The sequence below is a fragment of the Thermococcus sp. genome (assembly GCF_027008145.1).
Classification (GTDB): domain Archaea; phylum Methanobacteriota_B; class Thermococci; order Thermococcales; family Thermococcaceae; genus Thermococcus.
In genome coordinates this window covers 1-1,763 of sequence record NZ_JALTCZ010000147.1, presented here as the reverse complement: position 1 = coordinate 1,763, position 1,763 = coordinate 1, and the positions used below count along the sequence as shown (strand labels likewise).

Here is a 1,763-nt window from a genome sequence, read left to right as displayed (position 1 = left end):
CGAAGGAGTTCTCTCTCTCAATCTCTCCCAGCCTCTCCTCGGTTGCGACGTGCCTGCTGTGGCCAGTTGGTATCCCTATGATCCTGAGGACGTTCCACTGTCTGATATGGGACACCCTTTTCTCCCTGGTCTCATGGAAGGTCTCTTCGAGGTTCAGGAAGAGCCCTCTGAGGAACTCCCCGACATCTCCCCTGAGGAGAACCGGGAGAGGTCTTTCAGCCCTCTCCGAAAGGGTCTCCTTTGATGGATCCTTTATCAGGAGTGCCTTCCTCGGTTCGAGAGAGACGAACTCGGTGAAGTATGCGTCTATGGCAAACTTCCCGCGCGGCGTCCTGAAGAGTACGAACGGCACCTCCATGGCAATCCCAAAGGTATTTAACCCCGCCCTCAATAAGCCTTGCGGTGAAGATGAAGGTTGATGAACTCCCGGTTGACGAGAGGATAAAGCGGATCATCAGAGAGAGGGGCATAGAGGAACTCTACCCTCCTCAGGCAGAGGCACTTAAGAGCGGTGTTTTGGAGGGTAAAAACCTCGTTCTAGCTATTCCAACCGCAAGCGGGAAGACCCTCGTGAGCGAGATAGTTATGGTCAGCAAACTTTTGAGAGAGGGCGGGAAGGCAGTCTATCTGGTTCCGCTCAAGGCCCTAGCCGAGGAGAAGTACCGCGAGTTCAGGGAGTGGGAGAAACTCGGAATCAGAGTAGCTGCAACCACGGGGGACTACGACTCCACCGACGAGTGGCTGGGGAAGTACGACATCATAGTGGCAACGGCTGAAAAGTTCGACTCCCTGCTGAGACATTCTCCTAGGTGGGTCAACGACGTCAAGCTCATTGTTGCGGACGAGGTTCACCTCATAGGCTCCTACGACAGGGGAGCGACGCTTGAGATGATACTGACTCACCTATTGGGTAAGGCTCAGATTTTGGCCTTGAGCGCGACGGTTGGAAACGCCGAGGAGCTGGCGGAGTGGCTTAACGCCGAGCTTGTGGTAAGCGACTGGCGCCCGGTCGAGCTCAGGAAAGGTGTCTTTCACCTTGGAACCCTCTTCTGGGAGGACGGCAAGACTGACCGCTATCCGGAGAACTGGGAGAGCTTAGCGGTTGACGCCGTGAAGAAGGGCAAGCAGGCCCTGGTTTTCGTCAACACGAGACGTTCGGCCGAAAAGGAAGCAACAGCCCTCTCCTCTAAGGTCTCAAGACTTTTGACAAAGCCCGAGAGGAGGGCCCTTGAAGAGCTTGCTTCTGGCATAGAGGACAACCCGACGACCGAGAAGCTGAAGAAGGCCCTAAAGGGCGGTGTCGCCTTTCACCACGCCGGTTTAAGCAGGGCCGAGAGGACTCTGATAGAGGATGCCTTCAGGGACGGGTTAATCAAGGTGATAACGGCGACGCCGACCCTTTCAGCTGGTGTCAATTTACCCTCATTTAGAGTGATAATAAGAGACACCAAGAGATACGCCGGCTTCGGCTGGACGGACATTCCCGTCCTCGAAATCCAGCAGATGATGGGTCGCGCTGGAAGGCCTAAGTACGATAAAGTGGGTGAGGCCATCATAGTTGCGAGAACTGAAGACCCGAAGAAGCTCATCGAGAAGTACATACACGGGAAGCCGGAGAAGCTGTTCTCGATGCTTGCCAATGAGGGGGCCTTTAGGAGCCAGGTCTTAGCGTTGATAACAAACTTCGGCGTTGAGGACTTCCGGGAGCTTGTTTCTTTCCTCGGAAGAACCTTCTACGCCCACCAGAGGGGTGACACTGCCTC

Annotated in this window: 1 protein-coding gene and 1 pseudogene; one reads left to right on the top strand and one right to left on the bottom strand. The window is 55.1% G+C overall.

The annotated features are described in order from the left end of the window. A pseudogene (locus MVD07_RS07045) lies at window positions 1-352 on the bottom strand (hypothetical protein); the annotation flags it as partial. A gap of 56 nt (window positions 353-408) precedes the next feature. Here MVD07_RS07045 and MVD07_RS07040 point away from each other — a divergent pair. Next, a partial coding sequence (locus MVD07_RS07040; RefSeq protein ID WP_297500080.1) for a DEAD/DEAH box helicase occupies window positions 409-1,763 on the top strand: 1,355 nt, incomplete at its 3' end.